Genomic DNA, 20,232 nt, shown 5'->3' on the forward strand with positions numbered 1-20,232 from the left:
TGTGCTTAATATTGGCTCTATTAATGCTTGGGGAGGGGAACCCAATTTATTGGCCTATAGTATTTCTAAAGGAGCATTGATGACCATGACTAGAAATCTGGGCGATAGCCTATTTCGGGAATATGGAGTACGAGTTAATCAGATTAATCCTGGTTGGGTGCTTACGGAAAAGGAGATTTTAAATAAAAAAGAACAGGGAATGAAGAGCGATTGGTACAAGGATATCCCCGTTATTTTTGCCCCTGCTGGACGAATCTTCACTCCCGAAGAGATTGCCACGGCATGTTTGTACTGGCTTTCGGACGAATGTGGACCGGTAAGTGCGCAAGTCATGGATTTGGAACAGTTCCCGATGATAGGTCGGAATCTGCCCAAGAGTTGGGAGGGGTCGCACTGAGGAGGAGTATAAAGTATTTAGTACAAAGTATTTAGAAAAAGTATTGAGATATGAGTAGTGAGTATTGAGAAAGGTTCAGTAATCAGTCGTCAGTCGCCAGTAATCAGTTATTTCAGTGAACAATAAACGATGTTTTCAGTGATTAGTCGTCAGTCGCCAGTAATCAGTTTTATACGTCCCAGAGGCAGTTGACAATTCAGAGATCTAAAAAATAGAAAATTGAATAGCCCCGTGATTTATCACGGGGAATAATAGTACCTGAAGGACTCGGCTTTAGCCAAACCCTGAAAGCTACAGTAGAGCTAACGCTAGGCTAGTATAAAGTATAGAGTAGTGAGTATTGAGATGGGGTCAGTGGGCAGTAAACGGTAATCAGTGATCTGTAGCCAGTAATCAGTTATTTCAGTGAACAATAAACAATGTTTTCAGTGATTAGTCATCAGTCGCCAGTAATCAGTTTTGTACGTCGCGGAGGCAGTTGACAATTCAGAAATCTAAAAAATAGAAAATTGAATAGCCCCGTGATTTATCACGGGGAATAATAGTACGTGAAGGACTCGGCTTTAGCCAAACCCTGAAAACCATAGCAGAGTTATTGCTAGTACAAAGAACTAAGAACTGTGCTTACTCGGGCGGAAAGAACTTTATTATACGAGAAGGCAAGAAAACCGTAGAATTCCGAATGACCAACCAACCATTAACCAATAATTAAAACCAACTTATTTTGCCGAAATTAGCCGTATTCCCCAAAGCATTTATGCAAGAACTTTGTAAAGATGGAACCATGAAGGTTTCCGAGTGGATAGACCTGGCTGTTATGTTGGATATTGACGGACTGGAATGGTATGCCGGGTTCTTGGAAATGAAAGATAAATCTAACTGGCCTATTTTTAGGGAGCAGGTAGAAAGCCATGGAAAAGTAATTCCCATGCTGTGCTGCTCCCCAGATTTCACTCACCCAGACGCTTCCTTTAGGGAAGCGGAAATCAAGAAACAAATTCATTGGATAGAAATGACCCATGCCTTAGGGGGTTCTTATTGCCGAGTGTTGTCTGGGCAACGTAGACCCGAATTAACCATGGAAGAAGGCGTTACTTATGCGGCCGACTCTATAAAACAATGTTTACCACGTGCCCAAAAGCTAGGAATAACATTGATTCTAGAAAACCATTACAAGGACGATTTCTGGGAGTATCCTGAGTTTGCACAGCAAATGGATGTTTTTTGCGAGCTGGTATCCCGTATAGATCATCCTAATTTTGGAGTGAACTACGACCCAAGTAATACTTTTTTGGCTGGTGAGGATCCGTTGGAACTACTATATAGGGTTTCGGACCGAGTGGTCACCATGCATGCCAGTGATCGCTATCTTAAAGAGGGGACTATAGAAGATTTGCGCAAGGAAGAAGGCGGTGCAACCGGCTATGCCAAAAGATTGAGTCACGGTGAAATAGGTAAGGGACTAAATGATTACGACGCCATTTTTAAGGAATTGAAAAGAGTGGGATTCCATGGTTGGATTAGTATAGAAGACGGTGTAGATGGTATGGACCAATTAGAACGTAGCGTCACTTTTGTAAGAAAGAAAATAAAGGAATATTGGCCTGATTTTGAATAAAGATTGTCATCCAAGCTTAAGAATTGGCGAGGCAAAGTTTATTATCCAACGACGACCTAGAAGTTAATGTAATAAATTGTTTTACAGGTTGGTAGGTTGTGTGGGTGCTAGCGTAAACTAAAGAAATTGGTAAATTAGGGTTAATTTCAAAATCGAGGTGTAGGAGTAATTAACTGGTACTGTCCTTGTGACATTATTCTACTTTTGAAAAATATTTGATTTACTAATAATGGATAAAGTAGGCCAAATAAAATAGGATAAATGTTTCTTGCTAAGTATCCCTTATCTGCAAAATAGGTTTAAAAAGCTCCGAGATTCAGCTTTTTATTTTTCTTAAAAAGCGCGGAGTTTTTAAACTGGTTTTTAGATCAAATCTAGGACCGATTGAAAAATGCAACGATTGCATTTGCAGAGAGGGGCCAGTTGGCGCGTTGGCCTTGGCTACGGCTGGCTCCTCTTTCCAAAGGTACACTGTACCTTTGTCTCTCGGCCCTGGACAAGCAAAGAAAATGAAAAAAGATATTTGGATAAGACTCAGTTAAATAATTAGATAAATTTTATTTATTGGAGAAATATTAAAGTTACGTTATGTGTATATACATTTCAAATGTTTGTAACCCTAGGATAGTTGGGAATGTAAAATAATAATACCTCCCTTGGCGTCAAGAGAAGGTGTTTTCATTTTTATTATAATTGAGTGAAAATTTAATTCACTACGTTCTGTGGACTGCCCTTTAAAAATACTTCCAAATTCTCCACAGCAGTATTCATAAGATTGATTCTAGAATCTAAAGGAGCCCATGCAATATGGGGCGTAATAATACAGTTTTCTGCTTGCAGCAACGGATTGTCGGCATTAATAGGCTCTTGGGAGGCCACATCCACTGCGGCAAAAGCTATTTTTCCACTATCCAAGGCGGTTTTTAAGTCTTCCTCTACAATTAAGGGTCCGCGAGAAGTGTTAATCAACATCACCCCATCCTTCATCTTGGAAATATTGGCAGTATTTATTAAGCCTTTAGTTTCGGGCATTAAGGGGCAGTGAAGGCTTATTACGTCAGATTCACGCAGCAATTCGTCCATTTCTACCTGTTTAACATTCTCTGTTTCAAGTTCAGGTCTTATCCGACTTCCGGAAGTTAAGATCTTCATTCCAAAGGCTTCCGCTAATTTGGCGGTGGCCCGGCCGATACTACCGTATCCAATAATCCCCATGGTTTTGCCTTCTAAAGCAATCAATGGATAATTCCAAAAACAAAAATCTTTGCTATTGGTCCATTGTCCGTCTTTTACAGCGCGATTGTGTTCTCCCACATGATGGCACATTTCCAACAACAGCGCCATCGTCATTTGTGCTACTCCGGCGGTTCCGTAAGTGGGGACATTGGTGACTATCATTCCCAAGGATTTTGCAGCTTCTATATCCACTATATTGAATCCGGTGGCCAAAACACCAATATATTTTACGGCAGGCACTTTTTCTAATACCTCTTTTGGTAGTGGCGTTTTGTTAGTGAAAACGATGGTGGCATCACCAATGGCTTCCACAATTTTTTCGGAATCATAAGGGGTTCTATCGTAAACGGTCAAAGATCCCAAAGCTTCCAATCCTTCCCAGCTTAAATCACCCGGATTAAGTGTATATCCATCCAAAACAACAATCTTCATATATAACTGATATTAAATTAAAATTATGCCTAGCAACTAGCATGCAATTGCCCATTAAAGAAGGGCGTTCTCCTTAGGCTAATAAACAAAGATAACATTTGGACTTTGGAAATAAAAGTATGCGCCCCCCTGGGTCGGGGATATAGTATTACTCCTGTATCGCTTTTGCAATTGTTTGTTGTGACTGCTTAGACAAGGGAAGTTGCAAGGCTGCTTCGTGACCTTTGGTCGACATTTTTCGCCAAGTTTTTCGTAATACGTCCAATTGTTTTTCCTCTGGGTGCTTTGCAGCGAAATCTTCAAAATAGTGTTCTAGAAATACCAGACAGATGACATCTTCCAGCGTTTGAGTATCCTCATTTTTTTTGAGTTGTTTCTTTTGGAGTAAAAATGCTACTTCGTCTATCATATTCTGATCGTATCCTACTGCTTCTAAAATTTCGGAAGCTTTGGCTACATGAAACTTTTGAAGGTCTTGCCGCCATCGTAGATAGCCCTTTCTGCCTTCTTCGTAGGTGTCCCTAGGAATTTTCCATCGTTGGATGTGCTGGCAACGGGCTGTTAGTTGCAAGGCCTCGGAGGCGGTTGGAGCAAAGTCATTCAGTTTTTCGGTCATTCTAATGGCATAAAGCAGTTCCTTTGGGTAGCTTTTGCCTTGCCACTCTTCGGTATTGGGATCTTCCTTGTTGGCAGCATCAAACTGCTCAATTGCCTCGTTATATCTTTCCTTGGATGTCATGATTTAGGTTTTCTTCAAAGTTATTTAGAAATGAGTTAATGTACTAATGTGAAAATGTATAAATGTAACAATTGGTTAATTTGAAGATGTGTTAATTTGGAAATGGGGGGGTAATGTATCAATTAATCAATGTGAAAATGTACCAATGGTTTTGATTTGGAGATTTAGAAATGAGTTAATTTGAAAATTAATCAATGTAGCAATGTAGCAGTGGATTAATGTACCAATTGGTTAATTAGAAAATCAGGCTAGAGGGGAAGCTTTTGAATAGCCACGGCGCTTTAGCCCGTGGTGAAAATAGACCTTCGTTCCATGGCTTTAACCAAATATTTGGCTTTTATTTTTATCTAAACCCGCTTTTTAAATTTTTACTCATACCCTAATTAATCAGGGGTCTACCCAACTGTTTATTGCTAATTGGTTATTGTTAATTGTAAAACTACTTTCTACTGTTCACTTTTTACTGATTACTGAACACTGAACACTGATCACTGATCACTGAACACTGAACACCGCGTTAGCTATTGCAGCGGCATCCTTTTTTGGCTAGTGATGGAAGAAGACACCAAGACCTGCGAGGTTTTTCAAAACTTGTAGGTCTAGTTGATAATTACGGAAAAACTAGACAATCATCTTACAGGGTAATAACCAAAAAAGACCTGCCGGCCGACAGGCGGGTACAGCGGAAAGAGCGACCCGATAGGGGAACGCCCGACATAAAATCAATTCTCAGGTAGCTATGAGTTGACCGAAACTAGTTACTAATCACTGAACTGCTCTCAATACTAACATCTCACTACTCACTACTTACTTCTTAATACTATAAAAAATCCCTCCGCTTTGCACTTTCAGGCAAACCACCTCCCTTTTTTAAAGGGAGGAGCTTTTAAATTTTTTCCCCTAGAAGAGGTCAACCTATATCAGGGACGTACAACTTTCATAATTGTTTACTGCTAATTGTAAAACTACTTTCTACTATCATATGACTAAACTTAAACTGTCCAGTATTTTTGATTGTTTTAGTTATACTTCTTATTGGATTTATTAATAAAAAGGATTAGTTCTGTTTTAAAAACTAATTCTGTTCATTTTTTCCATTGATGAAATGCGCAGCATTCATGAATTCCTTTTAAAAAAACAATATACAAGCCATGAATAAAAAACGAACCAGGGCCGAAAAGTGAAGGTACGGTGTACCTTTGACTTTGAGGAGCCAGCTGTAGCGTTGGACTTTAATGTATTTGCTTCTTGGGAAGTGTAATCTACACGTCCGCACCGTCCAGGCCGCTTTCACTTAGGTGAAATGCTCTTTGGACGGATTCCTCCACCCGCTGTGAAAAGCACTTGATTTTTAACGAAAATTAAAATAGGCCGAATTCTTTTAATTTTAGCAATTTGACAGAAGTAGTAATAAATATTGTAGCAAAAAGTCATTTTGAACGGTAGTCCCGCACTTCAGTGGGGGAGATACTGCTAATTGATCATTGTTAATTGTAAAACTACTGCCTACTGTTTACTTTTTACTGATTACTGATCACTGAACACTACTCAAACCTTCCTATGTGCCAATACCACGGGTGGCTGCCCATTAAAGGGATTCTGCATTCTACCAATGGTCTTGGCGCCCAATCCTGCTGCTCTTATGACGCTCTTATCGCCAAAACGCTCCCTTATCTTATCCAAAGCGGCATAGAGATTCAGTGCCTCCTCGGTATCATCAAAGAGATTGATCTGATAATTTCCCTGTACTAGGTGGCTGAAACGGATACCAATTAATCGCACCAATAATCTTCGGTTATAGAGCGTATTGAACAGGCCTAGGATCTGAGGGATTAGAATATGGTCCGCACTGGTATATGGAATCTTTAATTGCTTGGAATAGGTGTTAAAATCTGAGTAACGAATCTTTACCGATATACAGGCGGTCAGTTTTTCCCCTCTCCGGAGTTGATAGGCCAGGTTTTCCGTCATGGCAATAAGAATACCGCGGAGCTTTGTTATATCTATGGTGTCTTTATCAAAAGTACGCTCGGTAGAGATGGATTTTCGTTCCGAATAGGGGATCACTGGGGTATTGTCCATGCCGTTGGCCCGTTTCCATATTACCCTTCCATTGGCTCCCAATACCCGCTGCATCACATCCATGGGCATCTCTTGGATGGTCTTTATTTGGCGCAGTCCCAAATTCCGTAGCGTTTGGTAGGTCTTATCGCCCACCATGGGGATCTTTCTAATGGATAAAGGTGCTAAAAATGGCTTTTCATTCCCATAATCTATTTTTAATTGATTGTTGGGCTTGGCCTCACCGGTCGCTATTTTTGAAACGACTTTGTTTATGGACAATCCGAAAGAAATGGGGAGTCCCGTTTCCTTGATGATTTTATGGCGGAGTTCCGAGGAGTATTGGTAAGCGCCAAAAAAACGGTCCATTCCCGTAAGATCGGCATAAAACTCATCGATGCTCGATTTTTCGAACAGGGGGACCTGTTCCTTGATAATCTCGGTTACAATATCCGATTGCTTGCTGTAATTGCCTGCGTTTCCCTTTATAATTACTGCTTCGGGACAGAGTTCCTTGGCCATTTTCATGGGCATTCCGGAATGTACGCCAAAGCCTCGGGTCTCGTAACTACAAGCAGCTACAACACCTCTATCGCTAGTGCCTCCGACTAATATGGGCCTATTATTGAGCCTACTGTCCTGGAGTCGTTCTACAGACACATAAAATGTATCCAAATCTAAATGGAGTATTGTTTTGTTCATAGCATATCAAAAAATAGGTATGCTAAATTATGGAATATTTCCAATAGAATGGATTTTATCCAAGTTTAATTTATCGGTAGTTTTAAGGAGTTGGAGTTATTTTAGCTCGGGAGTGGATAGTTTTATGGGAGGACCGATGCTGTATCTAGGATGAATCTCAGTCGATTATGAGGAGCTTTGGGAGTACATAGTCCTACTGTGTTTACTGAATACAAGGAATTTAAATCAATAGTTAAGCCATTTTTTAAATTCGGAAACCTTGTTTTTGCTAATAATTATGGTTTTACTGGAGGCGGGATTCAATTTAATCTTCAGTTGATTATTACCATATTTGAATATCTCATAAATCCCCTTTACAGAAATTATATATTGTCTATTGGCCCTAAAGAAGTATAGGGGATCCAGGCCATTCATTAATTCGTCCAAGCTGGAGTTGCTGGAATGTTTCTGGCCGTCCAAACAAGTGATGGTGGTCAAGGAAAACTCGGTGTTGATAAAGGCTATATCATCTACCCGGATGGATATAAGCTTGTCTTTGGAATAGGTGAGTAGGCGATTCTTAATTTTGTTGGTGCCTTCTTCCAGACCATTCTGGCTATCTTTTTCTACATTTTTATTTAATTGATTCTTTAAATCGTACAAATCCGAATTCAACTTAGTAAGGCTCAATACCTCTTCGGCCAATTTTTCATTTTTAATTTCTAGGGCCTTTTCATAATAGCTTCCTAAGAATCGGACCATAACTAGGGCCAATAAGGAAATGGTTGCGCTAGCAAGCAGGTAGATCAGTAAGAGATTTAATTTGAGTTCCTCAAATTGCTCATGGATTCGGGCTACATTGGCATGTGCTGCAATGATCCAATCAGAATTTTTCACGGGGTACAGGAAAATAATCTCAGTGCCTATGGTTTTATTTGCCTTAGCATCTTTTTCACCCCCATGAGAGAAATTAGTAACCAGCTCATAAAATTCAGTCGTATGGATTGCGTTTCCTAAGGGTCTTGCATAGGAAGCTTCCAGTCTATTTTTTACACCTATTTCTTGGGGATCGGGATGACAGATACCCGTCCCGGACCAATCTAACATGGAGATAAATCCCTTTTCTAGATTACTACCTTCAATGCTTTTTTGAAGGTTTTGAATTACCACTTCCCTAGAAAGACCATGGCTTAATTGGTTAGACACCAAGGTAGCAATTTCCTGAGCCTCCCGTTTTCCTGAATCGATCTGAAATTGTAAAACCTGATAATTGCTTTCCTTTTCCATATAAACCATAGCAAAATAACCTATAAGGAACACCACCAAGGATATGGCGAGCAATGTAAAGAGATAGAGGTTGTCTTTTTTCAAAGGAGAGGTTGGCTTTTAAAGTTGATTTTTCCGTTTCAGACTATCTAATTTCCCCTTCACGAGGTTTTATTTGAAATTGGAAATTAGTCAGGTTAATTTGACCTTAATTAACTGAAACACACCACAAATTATGAAAAAATTCTATCTCTATTTTATCATAGCTAGCTTTTTATGTGCCAGTTGTAGCAATAACAGCGACGAAGACCCAGTTCCAATGGAACCAGAGCCCAAGGAAAATAGTGTGAAGTTGGCCACTAATGGGAGCTTCGGAAAAATTTTGACGGATTCTAAAGGTGTTTCCCTATATTTCTTTTCACGAGACACCAAGGACAATTCCGAATGTTTGGATGGATGTTTAAATATTTGGCCCGTTTTCTATTCAGAAACAATAACGGTGGATGCCGGACTAGAATTATCGGATTTTAAGACCATAGACAGAACGGATGGCTCAAAACAGACTACTTATAAAGGATGGCCGTTATACTATTATTCTGGGGACAGTAATGCTGGGGATACTAATGGCGATGCCTTTAATAACGTTTGGTATATAGCAAAACCAGACTATTCGCTAATGTATGTGCAGTCACAATTGGTGGGCCACGATGGTAAAAATTATTTGGACGATTATACCGAGGGCGATGGGAATTCATTTTATATTACAGATATTTCTGGTAGAACCCTCTATATTTTCATCAATGATACCAAGGACACCAATAATTATACTAATTCGGATTTTTCCAATGACGGGGTGTGGCCTGTTGCCGAAATTGACTTGAATAATCTGCCCAGTATTTTAGAATCTTCAGATTTTGGATCCATCGATGTGTTTGGTAAAACCCAAATTACGTATAGAGGTTGGCCACTTTATTATTTTGGTCAAGACAGTGAACGTGGGGATAATAAAGGCATTAGTTTTCCAGCTCCGGGAATTTGGCCTATTGCCAATGTAAATACTCCGATGGCTCCAGAGGCGCAACCCGAGGAAAACAATATTAAAGTAGCCAATAATGCCACTTTTGGAAGTGTTTTAACCGATGCTAATGGAAAATCCCTGTATTTCTTTTCCTTGGATACCAAAGGTACTTCGGAATGTACGGGAGGATGTTTAAATGTCTGGCCGGTTTTTTATATAGAAGATTTAGTATTGGATGATGGATTGGATGCGGCCGATTTTACGACTATTGATCGATCGGATGGTTCCAAACAAACGGCCTATAAAGGTTGGCCTTTGTACTATTATGCCAACGATACTGCTTCCGGGGATACCAATGGGGATGCCTTTAATAACGTTTGGTATATAGCAAAACCAGATTATTCCCTAATGTATGGACGATCGCAATTGGTGGGTCATGACGGGAAAAATTACCTGGACGATTACACAGAAGGGGATGGGGCCACTTCCTATATAACAGACAGTAAGGGTAATACGCTTTATATATTTATAAACGACACCAAGGATACCAATAGTTATACCAATCCTGATTTTTCCAATGATGGGGTTTGGCCTATAGCTCAAATTAATATGGAAATGATACCTAGTATTTTGGTTGCTGAAGATTTTGGATCTATAGATGTATATGGAAAAACCCAAGTAACCTATAAAGGTTGGCCGCTATATTATTTTGGTCAAGATAGTGAACGAGGGGACAACAAAGGGGTGAGTTTTCCTGCTCCAGGAGTATGGCCTATTGCCAATGTGGATACACCGGTAGCTCCATAGGTACCATAATATTAAGGCAATTATTTAGGGGGGCTTCCCGTTAAATGAGACATTATCTGTATTGATTTAGCTTAGAGGATCACGAACTAAACATTTTAAAATATCCCAGTTGTTAGTAGGGGACTAAAGGCTAAATACATCTGAAAACTTGGCATCATAAAAAATAAACAGATGAAACATATACTTTTACTAGGCGTTATGGTAATGACTATTTCCATTTTGGTATCTTGTGAATACAATTATGAAGTAGAGACACAGGAGATGGGAAGCAATGAATGCGATATTGTTGTGTCCTATTCAAATGTAATAAGACCATTAATCGCTAATAACTGTATGCCCTGCCACAGTGGGGATGGGAATGAACCTTTCGCGCCCGATTTAAGAACCTATAATCAGGTAAACGGTATTGCAGGGTTGATAAAGGAAGTTACCCAAAGCAGGCGTATGCCAAAGGATGGAAGCCTATCCAATGAGGAGATTAACGCCATTAAATGTTGGGTAGACCAAGGTGCCGAAAACAACTAAAGATAGGGAAGATGTTGGGTAAAAAAGCATATTGGATCTTGAGCATTATTTTTATAGGCATTATTGCCATCGCGCTATCGTTTTATATGTATAACAAACCTCATATAAACATCCAAAAAACGGAAGCAGCCTACCGCTTAAGCGCCCAAGAACTAATAGGGGAATTTAAGAATGATGAATTGGAAGCCAACACAAAGTTTTCGGACCAACTGCTAATGGTAGAGGGACAGATACATGAGATCTCTACCCTAAAGGGAAATAAGGTCCTAGCATTAAAACCTGCCAATTCCGCTTCTAGTGTAATCTGTCATATGTTGCCAGAGGAAAGTGAAAAGGTTTTGCAATTAAAAGAGGGACAAACAATAACGATAAAGGGCATGTGTACAGGGTATTTATTAGATGTTATAATGGTAAGATGTATGTTAGTCCAATAAAAATATGAAAGGATTTTATTTTATTATTATTTATCTATGGATGTTAAACGGCCTTACCGCCCAGGGTAAATATCTTACCAAGGAAGGTTATGTGTCGTTTTTCTCCCATGCCATTGTGGAGGATATTAAGGCAGATAACAATCAGGTGCTAAGTATCGTGGATACGCAAACAGGGGAAATTGTGGTACAGTTGCTTATGCGTTCCTTTATGTTTGAGAAAGCATTGATGCAAGAGCATTTTAATGAAAGCTATGTAGAGTCTTATAAATATCCAAAGGCTACCTTCTCGGGGGTCATCAAGAATATAGATGGCTTGGACGACCTAAATTTGGAAACGGAAATTGTGGGTACGCTAGCCTTGCATGGAAGGGAAAAAGAAATTAGTACCAAGGTAGCTATTCGTAAGAAGGGGGATTTGCTTATTTTAAGTGGGGATTTCTCTGTTGAGGTAGCCGATTTTGACATAAAGATTCCCGCAATTGTTGAAAATAACATCGCCAAAACCATTAAGGTAAGCTTTGATTTGCATCATAAACCATATCCATAAAATTATGAGGAACTTTCTATCAATCATTTTAATTGTAACGGTCGTATTTAACACCTTTTCTCAGGACTTGACTGCCATTTTGGAACAGGAAGCGTTGGACACCACCTTTCTTGTAGCGGGTACCTTTAACGGGACTAGATTGTTGAACGGTCATTCTGTGGAGACAAGAAAAGAAGGAATACTAGAGTTTTTGATCTCGCATCGCTTTGGGAGGGTAAACTCAGGAATTGATCAGTTTTTTGGTTTGGACGATTCCAATATCCGGTTTGGATTGGAGTACGCCTTAAATGACCGACTTACCCTAGCTGTTGGGAGAAGTTCTTTTGAGAAAACCTATGACGCCTATGCAAAGTATCGGTTACTGCAGCAAAAATCGGGCGAAAATCCCTTTCCTATTGGCTTAACTGTTCTGGGTACTGCCACGGCAAAAACCATTAAAGACTATCTGCCAGGTCAAAAGCCATCCTTTAGTGAGCGATTAACCTATACAGGACAACTCCTTTTTGCCCGAAAGTTTAATCAAAACCTATCGGTTCAGTTTGCCCCTACGTTTATACATTTTAATACCGCACCAGAATCCATAGACCCCAACGATATTATATCTCTAGGACTGGGGGCGCGAGTGAAAATTAGTAAACGGGTGTCCGTAAACGGAGAGTATTATTACAATATTAATCCGTTTAAATCCCAAGAGCTTAGAAATTCGATAGCCTTTGGGGTCGATATTGAAACTGGGGGACATATTTTTCAATTGATTTTGACCAATTCCGTCTCCATGATCGAAAAGGGGTTCCTTGCCGAAACGGCAGGGGATTTTCTAAAAGGGGATATCCACTTTGGATTTAATATATCTAGAGCATTTCAAATAAAAAAGAAGAATGAGCCCATTACATCCAAGTATTAGGATGATTAATTGTTTATACGCCCATCTCCTGGGCTAATGGAGAAATTTTGCTATGAAAAAAAAAGCCATCCTGTTACGTATGGCTTTTTTTAATCGTTCAACTTAGGCACAAGATACCGTTACAGAATGTGTGTGTCCATCTCCCGCGGTAGAGGTTACCGAAATGGCATTATTGTTCTTTAGCGCGGCAAAGTTGGCAGCGGTTAAGGTAACTGCATGGTCATGTCCAGAACTTCCCTGAATGGAGTAAACCTTTTGGCTTCCAGCATTGACATCCTCTTTGGAGACGGTTAAACTGTGCCCATGATTGGTGCCAATGGAGGTTCTGGTACCATTTTCCACACAATTCCCACTAGGGTTGGGGTTGGGGTTGGGATCTGGATTTGTTCCATCATCTGAACTGGAACATCCGATGAGCGAGTAGGCGGGTATTGCAATTAGTACCGCTCCTGCTGTTTTGCGAATAAATGTTTTTCTATCCATATTCATAACTTTTCTATACAAGATACTGAAAAAACGCGATAAAACCATGCTAAAACGGCTACAAATAAACTGGTTTTCAGATGTTTCTGTAATTGATATAGTATTGAATGTGGATGAAGTATTACGGGATGGTAAGTCCTACCCGATTACTTCATTTTTCGCATCAACCCTTCTTGGGTGACAGAGGCGATTAGTTTTCCCTTTCTATCAAAAATACTTCCCCTAGAGAACCCTCTGGCGTTACTGGCACTTGGACTATCCATCGTATATAAAAGCCAATCGGAAATATTAAAATCGCGATGGAACCATATGGCATGGTCTATACTTGCATAAAAAGTCTTGTCCGCTCTCAGTTTCTCCCGGTGGGGGAGGGAGGCAGTGGTAAGAATATTGTAGTCGGACATATAGGCCAACAGCTGCTGTTGCATAGGTACGCTAACGCTTATAGGGGCTGCGGTACGCATCCACATATGGTTGTAGGGAGGTCCATTTTTAGTGAGTAGGGCACTGAGTCTTTCTACTGGCTTAAACTCGAAAATTGAAGGGTGCGTAAGTTGGATAAACTTAAAGGTATAGGGGTCCATTTGCTCCATCTCCTCTAGCTGATCCAAACTGTTCAATAGTTTTTTGGGGGTTATTACATTGGGGATGGAAATCTGATGGTCTACACCCTCCTCCTTTACTTGAAAGGAAGCTGCCATATTAAAAATAGCTTTCCCATTTTGTTTGGCTACCACCCGTCTGGTGGCAAAACTACCCCCGTCCCTAAGGTTTTCTACCTCATAAGTTATGGGAATGCTGAGATCACCTCCCAAGATAAAATAGGCATGCATGGAATGAGCCATTTTATTCTCTGGTACCGATTGATAGGCAGCATGTAGGGATTGCCCTAATACTTGTCCGCCAAAAACCCTACCCCAAGGTGCCTGATAATTTTGTCCGACATAGGTAGTGTCATCTATACGCTCTAAGCTAAGTAAGTCTATTAAGTCTTCTATACTGTTCATAATTTAACGGTAACTACGGGTAACGTGTTTAAATTGGAATTAACACTGGTTTAAAAAGGTAATAAATAGCGAATTTTGTATATGATTGTTAATCGTTCATCACATCCCATTAGTCAATTTCAACAAGATTATTTTTGGTGCAAAAATCATACGCCAAGTTAATAAAAATAGTTGATTTTATTGGACATCCCTAAGAAGTAGGTATAGCGGTTTAAGGTGCTGGAGCTGACATAAATTAGGGGTGGTTATTCCAGAAGAAGAAATGGATAAGGTTGTTCAGGAGGGCTTTTTTTAGCTGGAATCGACTTTCTTTTAATACATGAGCAGCAGCCCAAAGGCGCCACCAAACAAAACCGGCCTTCCATAATTGGAAGGCTGGTTATTACATCTATTTGTCCTTTTTATTTATACTGGCACAAGTGGACAATTGTACTAGTGATCACAACATGTACCTATAGAGGTGCTACTCGTCTTGGGCACATCGTACTTTGTGAGGACACCTCATTATTCATGGGATAGCGGAATAAATTGTGCCGATAAATCAGGGGTTTCCATATCCTTATCCAACGGGAACATGGGCCGCTTTATACGTTTATGGCCAAGACGCTCCAAATCTTGATCAACACCTCCAGGGGTTAATGCCATAATCCAATCGCCACGCATATTGTAGAGTTCGGGAACTAAATATCCAATCTTTACCACCACAATATCGGTATCCCTTGGATTTAAACCTAGATTGGTAAAGTCTTTTTCATAGTGATAGGGCTTGCGTTTTTTGGTTACTATTACGTGCATGCTGCCTACTTTTACTACCACTTCGGTTTCGGCATGTTTGTCGCCGTGCTCTATCGCAGTAATTTTTCCGTTTAAAAGCACTGGGGGTGCATACCGGTCGTCTATAGCTGCCCCGGCCGTAGCACTAATGGTTCCTCCAACACCTATTTCCATCGCTTTCTCAACAAAATCGGGTCCTGGGATAGAGGCATAAATCAATGAAACACCGTCTTCATTTTTAAATTCGTTTCGCTTTAGCAATTCCGCCAAGGTCCAAGTAACGTCACCGGCACCACCTGCGGTGGGATTATCGCCCATATCACTAATCATAAACGGGCGCTTATCGCTTTGTAGGGCTTTTTCCAAGGCTTCCTCCAAAGTGGTTGTCGGTGCAACAAAATCGAACTCCTTCCTTACATCCCACATGCTTTTTGCCAAGTATTCGGCACTTTCGGCCACCTCATTCTTATCGTCGCCCGTAACCATTACCACGGCATGATTTCTAGGTTCGTCTGCCCAAGCGTATCCCACCCAGATAGCGGCATCTATAACGCCCTCTTTTTTGGTTAAGGGATCTACTTTGGCATATAAACTCTTTCCAGGTTCTATTCGCGTACTTGTTTTTTCGCCTGGTAGTAAGATGGGTACCGGAATCCACGCTTTGTATTTAGGTTTCCCTTTTCCACTCTCCAAGCGATCCAGTAAATTATCTACCGCTCGCTTTTTGGATTCCAAGGCATCTTCGTGGGGTGCTAACCTATAACAAGTGATGAGGTCCGAATGGTGGGCCAATCGCTCAGAGACGTTTCCATGTAAATCCATGGAAGTGGATATCACCGTTTCGGTTCCTACTACCTCTCTGATGCGCTTAATAAAATCGCCTTCCGGATCATCAATTCCCACTACGCTCATAGCGCCGTGTATATCAAAAAACAAACCGTCATAAGGGAGGTTTTCTTCGAGCATTTCTAAGGTTTTTGTTACCATTTCTTCATACGCTTCCCGGGTAGTAATACCTCCTGGAAGGGAACGCCCCCTTAAGGTAGGGAACCATTCTGCCCGCTCCCTATTTGGTTCGCCTTTGGCAAAAAATGGATACGAATTAAAGATAGTATCGCCAGTTACTGGGTGAAAGGCCTCTATATGAGATTGAGCAGGTGAAAAGGTGCTCGACTCAATAGCAATACCGGCTATAGCAATTCTAGGTAGTTGCTTTTCCTTTTCATTTTTACAGGCGACAAATAATAAAATTAATAAGAGATAATAGTAGTGTTTATTCATTGTTTTGGTTACTTAGGATTAAAATTATTTTTTGATGTAATGATTTTCGGAATCTTGGAACGGAGATCGACTCCTAAACGTATCTGTTTACTATTTGCAGGCCTCTAGTTACTACTTTAACAAATGAAAACCAAAATTTTGGAAAGGGAAAATTCACTCATTAGGTGAGGGTTTAATGCTCCCGTTCCGTTAGGGCGGGCCTGCCCGTTCCGTTCAGGCGGGCCTGCCCGTTCTGTTAGGGCGGGGGTTAAAATGTTATATTTATAGGGATATCACTATTTCTTTATCTCAAGAACATCTTTTACAAAGGTATATTGCCATGTTTTCTTTTGGGCCGCGTTACCACCTTATTCTCTAAAACCGCAAAACCCTTAATCAGTTTTCTTCGGGTATCTTTTGGCATGATAACTTCATCTATAAACCCTCTTTCTGCTGCGCTAAAGGGGTTGGCAAACATTTCGGCATATTCTTGTTCTTTTTCCTTTAATTTTTGTTCAGGGTTCTGGGCAGCTTTTATTTCTTTTCTGAAAATAATTTCACTGGCCCCCTTGGCTCCCATTACCGCTATTTCTGCACTGGGCCACGCATAGTTTAAGTCGGCCCCAATATGTTTGGAGTTCATCACATCATAGGCCCCTCCATAGGCTTTTCTGGTAATGACCGTAATTTTGGGGACGGTTGCCTCGCTAAGGGCATACAGCAATTTGGCCCCATTGGTAATAATGCCGTTCCACTCCTGGTCGGTACCCGGTAAAAACCCAGGGACATCTACCAATACCAGTAGGGGAATATTAAAACAGTCACAGAATCTCGTAAATCGGGCTGCTTTTTTAGAGCTATCCACATCTAGCACCCCAGCCAAGCTCATTGGTTGGTTGGCTACTATTCCGATGCTTCTACCGGCCAAACGGGCAAATCCTACCACTATATTTTCGGCATATAATTTATGAACCTCAAAAAAAGTATCCGTATCTATAATCTCTTGGATAATATGCCGCATATCGTAAGGTTGATGGGCGTTTTCTGGTAGCATGGTTTCTAAGCCCTCTCTAATTTCCGTATCTATGGTATAGGGCTGTTTTTTAGGAAAGTCCTCACAGTTTTGAGGAAGGTAGTCCAACAGTTTTTTAATCTGGGCGATACATTCCAAGTCGTTTACCGCAGTAAAATGTGTGACTCCAGATTTGGTGGCATGGGTATGGGCGCCTCCCAATTCTTCGGAGGTTACCTCTTCATTAGTAACGGTTTTTACCACATTGGGTCCGGTGACAAACATATAGCTGGTATTTTCTACCATAAGGGTAAAATCGGTCATCGCTGGGGAATAGACCGCCCCCCCGGCACAGGGGCCCATTATGGCGGATATTTGTGGAATTACTCCGGAAGCCTGTACATTCCTGTGGAAAATATCTGCATAACCGCCTAAGGAACGTACTCCCTCTTGTATTCTTGCCCCGCCGCTATCGTTTAAACCTATAAGGGGAACGCCTATTTTCATGGCCAAGTCCATTATTTTGCAAATTTTCTCGGCATGAGTTTCAGAAAGGGAACCCCCAAAAACCGTAAAGTCCTGGGCAAAGACACAGACTTCCCTTCCGTTAATGGTACCAAATCCAGTAACCACCCCATCGCCATAAAACTTTTGCTTCTCCATCCCAAAATCTTTGGTCCTATGGGTTACCAAAGTGCCCATTTCCTCAAAGGAGCCTTCGTCCATTAATAATTGGATTCGCTCTCGGGCTGTTAGTTTGCCTTTGGCATGTTGGGTATCGATTCGTTTTTTGCCGCCCCCCATTTTGGCGAGGGCGAGTTTCTCTTCCACTTTTCTAATTTTCTCCTTCATTAAATTTTGGGCTTTATACGCTGTGTGAATCTTATAAATTAAAGGTTGTTTCTTTTTTGGGACCAGTTAGAGGGCTCCCTTTTGGGAATTTTGAGTACCTCCTGCTGCTCCAGATAAAGTTTAAGTCCGACCGCAGCGGCTATTTTTCGTTCAACTGCATACTGCTCTTGCAATACTTCCTTGGTGAAGTGTTTTTTTACGAAATGGGTATCAAAATTTCCGGAGGTGAATGCGGGGTGCTCAAAGACAAATTTTCCAAAGGGAAGGGTAGTTGCTAAGCCTTTAATTTTATAATTGGCAATGGCATGGAGCATTAGTTGTATGGCCTCTTGCCGATTTTTACCATAAGTGATTAATTTAGATAACATGGGGTCATAATAAATGGGGATGGTCATTCCTTCCTTAAATCCATCATCTAGTCGTATTCCAGGCCCATAAGGGCGTTTGTAGGTCTTCAGAGTGCCTATACTGGGCAGAAAATCGTCCATGGGGTCTTCGGCATACACCCTTAGTTCTAATGCATGCCCAGTAATACTTAGGGCGTCTTGGGTGAGTTCTAATACTTCGTTTCTGGCAATTTTGATTTGTTGCTCCACCAAATCTACCCCTGTAATCATTTCTGTTACCGGATGTTCTACCTGTAGGCGGGTGTTCATTTCCAGAAAATAAAAGTTGTGCTCTGCGTCTAACAGAAATTCAACCGTTCCGGCACCCACATAGTCACAGGCCTTGGCCACTTTTACAGCAGCGTTGCCCATGGCCTCCCTTTTTTCTGGGCTGAGGACAGCAGAGGGGGCTTCCTCTACTACTTTTTGATGCCTTCTCTGTATACTGCATTCCCGTTCAAAAAGGTGTATTACATTTCCGTGATTATCGGCTAGTACTTGAATTTCTATATGCCTTGGGGAGTCGATGTATTTTTCCAAGAAAACCGCTCCGTTACCAAAAGCGGCTTTGGCTTCGCTGATGGCCCGTTGCATTTGCTCTTTTAAGTCGGATTCTTGCTGTACCACCCTCATTCCTTTGCCACCCCCTCCGGCAGCTGCTTTTATTAAAATAGGGTATCCAATTTCATTGGCAATGGATTTGGCCAAAGCAATATCGGTAATAGCCTTGTCTATGCCCGGTACCATGGGAATAGAGTACTCTTTTACTGTTTCCTTAGCAGCTAACTTATCGCCCATCACCCTTATGGCATGCGGTTTTGGTCCTATAAATATCAGACCGTTATCGTTCAGCAGTTGTACAAAATCGGCATTCTCACTTAAGAATCCATACCCTGGGTGCACAGCATCTGCTTGGGAGTCTTGGGCAGCTTTTAACAGCTTTTCCATGTTTAAGTACGACTCCGAAGAGGGGGAAGGTCCAAGATACACCGCTTCATCGGCAAACTGGACATGGGGCGATTCCCTATCTGCTTCCGAAAATACTGCCACGGTTTTTATTCCCATTTTCTGGACAGTACGCATTATTCTTAGGGCAATTTCTCCTCTGTTGGCTACTAAAATTTTATTCATAGTTGTATCGGTCTAAACTTATTCCAATTCAATTAATAGTTGTCCCTTTTCCACCGCATCGTCAATCTGCACCACTAGCTGTTTAATAACTCCCTGTCCAGGGGAAGTAATAATATTTTCCATTTTCATGGCAGATAAAACCAATAGGGGCGTGCCTTTCGATACTTCCTGCCCTATAGAGGCCATAATGTCTATGATTAGCCCTGGCATGGGAGCCGTTACCTCATTTATTTGTTTCGATTTGGTAGCGAACATCCCCATTTTATCTACCATCTGATCTAAGGGGTCTGCTATGGATAAATGATAAGGGTTACCATTCACTTCCAATGAAATCCTTTTGTTCTGGAAATCTGTTTCTAGCACTTTAACCTTATATGATTTTAGATCGGAGAGGATATGGTAGTGGGAGTCGTCCGTAGAAATTATATCCAAGGAGTTTAACGCTTCTTTCGTTAATTCAAAAGTTTCCCCCTCAACGGTAATTAAGTAGTTGGCCATATAATACTATTTTCTATGGTGGAATATTTTCTGGGAACAGATTTTTACCCTTCCCATTACTAAAGATATATAAAAGAATTAATAAATACTGATCTAGCTGTTTCTTACTTCCAGCTTTAATAGGCTAGAAACGATAAAGTGAAACAATTAATGGGTCAGTTGAT

The 20,232-nt window shown here is 40.9% G+C and carries 17 protein-coding genes; 7 read left to right on the forward strand and 10 right to left on the reverse strand.

Annotated elements, in window-relative coordinates; translation table 11 throughout:
• Both F1E73_RS14195 and F1E73_RS14200 read left to right on the forward strand, forming a co-directional pair.
• Positions 1 to 397 (forward strand): SDR family oxidoreductase (locus F1E73_RS14195; RefSeq protein WP_150452279.1); only part of this gene is annotated, 397 nt, incomplete at its 5' end.
• Positions 398 to 1,121: 724 nt separating this feature from the next.
• Entirely contained in the window at positions 1,122 to 2,015 is an 894-nt protein-coding gene (locus F1E73_RS14200) for a sugar phosphate isomerase/epimerase family protein (RefSeq protein WP_150452280.1), read from the forward strand.
• A 705-nt stretch (positions 2,016 to 2,720) separates the two neighbouring features.
• On the opposite strand, the gene F1E73_RS14205 is transcribed toward F1E73_RS14200, so the two are convergent.
• From F1E73_RS14205 to F1E73_RS14220, 4 genes are all read right to left on the reverse strand, one after another.
• Positions 2,721 to 3,683: a D-2-hydroxyacid dehydrogenase gene (locus F1E73_RS14205; RefSeq protein ID WP_150452281.1), complete on the reverse strand. Its 963-nt coding sequence runs from the start codon at positions 3,681 to 3,683 to the stop codon at positions 2,721 to 2,723.
• A gap of 148 nt (positions 3,684 to 3,831) precedes the next feature.
• Complete coding sequence (locus F1E73_RS14210; RefSeq protein WP_086477429.1) at positions 3,832 to 4,422, reverse strand: DUF4202 domain-containing protein; 591 nt, start codon at positions 4,420 to 4,422, stop codon at positions 3,832 to 3,834.
• 1,548 nt (positions 4,423 to 5,970) lie between these two features.
• Positions 5,971 to 7,185, reverse strand: coding sequence for a DNA polymerase IV (dinB, locus tag F1E73_RS14215; protein WP_086477554.1), 1,215 nt, complete (start codon positions 7,183 to 7,185; stop codon positions 5,971 to 5,973).
• A gap of 225 nt (positions 7,186 to 7,410) precedes the next feature.
• Positions 7,411 to 8,535: a LytR/AlgR family response regulator transcription factor gene (locus F1E73_RS14220; RefSeq protein WP_150452282.1), complete on the reverse strand. Its 1,125-nt coding sequence runs from the start codon at positions 8,533 to 8,535 to the stop codon at positions 7,411 to 7,413.
• Positions 8,536 to 8,665: 130 nt separating this feature from the next.
• Here F1E73_RS14220 and F1E73_RS17935 point away from each other — a divergent pair, with 130 nt between their 5' ends.
• From F1E73_RS17935 to F1E73_RS14245, 5 genes are all read left to right on the forward strand, one after another.
• On the forward strand, positions 8,666 to 10,255 hold the full coding sequence (locus F1E73_RS17935) for a hypothetical protein (RefSeq protein ID WP_223883444.1): 1,590 nt from the start codon (positions 8,666 to 8,668) through the stop codon (positions 10,253 to 10,255).
• 171 nt (positions 10,256 to 10,426) lie between these two features.
• Positions 10,427 to 10,780 carry a c-type cytochrome gene (locus F1E73_RS14230; protein WP_150452283.1) on the forward strand — a complete coding sequence of 118 codons (354 nt, stop codon included), beginning with the start codon at positions 10,427 to 10,429 and terminating at the stop codon, positions 10,778 to 10,780.
• 38 nt (positions 10,781 to 10,818) lie between these two features.
• On the forward strand, positions 10,819 to 11,214 hold the full coding sequence (locus F1E73_RS14235) for an OB-fold protein (RefSeq protein ID WP_191089022.1): 396 nt from the start codon (positions 10,819 to 10,821) through the stop codon (positions 11,212 to 11,214).
• A 4-nt stretch (positions 11,215 to 11,218) separates the two neighbouring features.
• Positions 11,219 to 11,761: a YceI family protein gene (locus tag F1E73_RS14240; RefSeq protein ID WP_150452285.1), complete on the forward strand. Its 543-nt coding sequence runs from the start codon at positions 11,219 to 11,221 to the stop codon at positions 11,759 to 11,761.
• Positions 11,762 to 11,765: 4 nt separating this feature from the next.
• A complete protein-coding gene (locus F1E73_RS14245; protein ID WP_176328504.1) occupies positions 11,766 to 12,665 on the forward strand; it encodes a DUF5777 family beta-barrel protein in 900 nt (299 codons plus the stop codon).
• A gap of 102 nt (positions 12,666 to 12,767) precedes the next feature.
• Here F1E73_RS14245 and F1E73_RS14250 read toward each other — a convergent pair whose 3' ends face one another.
• The 6 genes from F1E73_RS14250 to F1E73_RS14275 all read right to left on the reverse strand — a co-directional run bounded on the left by F1E73_RS14250 (position 12,768) and on the right by F1E73_RS14275 (position 20,068).
• The gene (locus F1E73_RS14250; protein ID WP_140157752.1) at positions 12,768 to 13,148 is read right to left on the reverse strand and encodes a hypothetical protein; all 381 of its coding nucleotides are present in this window, start codon (positions 13,146 to 13,148) and stop codon (positions 12,768 to 12,770) included.
• A 146-nt stretch (positions 13,149 to 13,294) separates the two neighbouring features.
• Complete coding sequence (locus F1E73_RS14255) at positions 13,295 to 14,155, reverse strand: acyl-CoA thioesterase (RefSeq protein ID WP_086477561.1); 861 nt, start codon at positions 14,153 to 14,155, stop codon at positions 13,295 to 13,297.
• 504 nt (positions 14,156 to 14,659) lie between these two features.
• On the reverse strand, positions 14,660 to 16,210 hold the full coding sequence (locus tag F1E73_RS14260; RefSeq protein WP_150452286.1) for a M81 family metallopeptidase: 1,551 nt from the start codon (positions 16,208 to 16,210) through the stop codon (positions 14,660 to 14,662).
• Positions 16,211 to 16,511: 301 nt separating this feature from the next.
• Positions 16,512 to 18,053: an acyl-CoA carboxylase subunit beta gene (locus F1E73_RS14265; protein ID WP_150452287.1), complete on the reverse strand. Its 1,542-nt coding sequence runs from the start codon at positions 18,051 to 18,053 to the stop codon at positions 16,512 to 16,514.
• Positions 18,054 to 18,091: 38 nt separating this feature from the next.
• On the reverse strand, positions 18,092 to 19,570 hold the full coding sequence (gene accC / locus F1E73_RS14270) for an acetyl-CoA carboxylase biotin carboxylase subunit (RefSeq protein ID WP_150452288.1): 1,479 nt from the start codon (positions 19,568 to 19,570) through the stop codon (positions 18,092 to 18,094).
• An 18-nt stretch (positions 19,571 to 19,588) separates the two neighbouring features.
• On the reverse strand, positions 19,589 to 20,068 hold the full coding sequence (locus F1E73_RS14275) for an acetyl-CoA carboxylase biotin carboxyl carrier protein subunit (RefSeq protein ID WP_150452289.1): 480 nt from the start codon (positions 20,066 to 20,068) through the stop codon (positions 19,589 to 19,591).
• Positions 20,069 to 20,232 lie beyond the last annotated feature (164 nt).

Source organism: Arenibacter lacus (assembly GCF_008711145.1).
GTDB lineage: Bacteria > Bacteroidota > Bacteroidia > Flavobacteriales > Flavobacteriaceae > Arenibacter > Arenibacter amylolyticus.

Coding starts and splice junctions, on each gene's coding strand:
- F1E73_RS14205 (WP_150452281.1), bottom strand. CDS start 3,683: ATGAAGATTGTTGTTTTGGATGGATATACACTTAATCCGGGTGATTTA.
- F1E73_RS14210 (WP_086477429.1), bottom strand. CDS start 4,422: ATGACATCCAAGGAAAGATATAACGAGGCAATTGAGCAGTTTGATGCT.
- dinB (WP_086477554.1), bottom strand. CDS start 7,185: ATGAACAAAACAATACTCCATTTAGATTTGGATACATTTTATGTGTCT.
- F1E73_RS17935 (WP_223883444.1), top strand. CDS start 8,666: ATGAAAAAATTCTATCTCTATTTTATCATAGCTAGCTTTTTATGTGCC.
- F1E73_RS14230 (WP_150452283.1), top strand. CDS start 10,427: ATGAAACATATACTTTTACTAGGCGTTATGGTAATGACTATTTCCATT.
- F1E73_RS14240 (WP_150452285.1), top strand. CDS start 11,219: ATGAAAGGATTTTATTTTATTATTATTTATCTATGGATGTTAAACGGC.
- F1E73_RS14245 (WP_176328504.1), top strand. CDS start 11,766: ATGAGGAACTTTCTATCAATCATTTTAATTGTAACGGTCGTATTTAAC.
- F1E73_RS14250 (WP_140157752.1), bottom strand. CDS start 13,148: ATGGATAGAAAAACATTTATTCGCAAAACAGCAGGAGCGGTACTAATT.
- F1E73_RS14255 (WP_086477561.1), bottom strand. CDS start 14,155: ATGAACAGTATAGAAGACTTAATAGACTTACTTAGCTTAGAGCGTATA.
- F1E73_RS14260 (WP_150452286.1), bottom strand. CDS start 16,210: ATGAATAAACACTACTATTATCTCTTATTAATTTTATTATTTGTCGCC.
- F1E73_RS14265 (WP_150452287.1), bottom strand. CDS start 18,053: ATGAAGGAGAAAATTAGAAAAGTGGAAGAGAAACTCGCCCTCGCCAAA.
- accC (WP_150452288.1), bottom strand. CDS start 19,570: ATGAATAAAATTTTAGTAGCCAACAGAGGAGAAATTGCCCTAAGAATA.
- F1E73_RS14275 (WP_150452289.1), bottom strand. CDS start 20,068: ATGGCCAACTACTTAATTACCGTTGAGGGGGAAACTTTTGAATTAACG.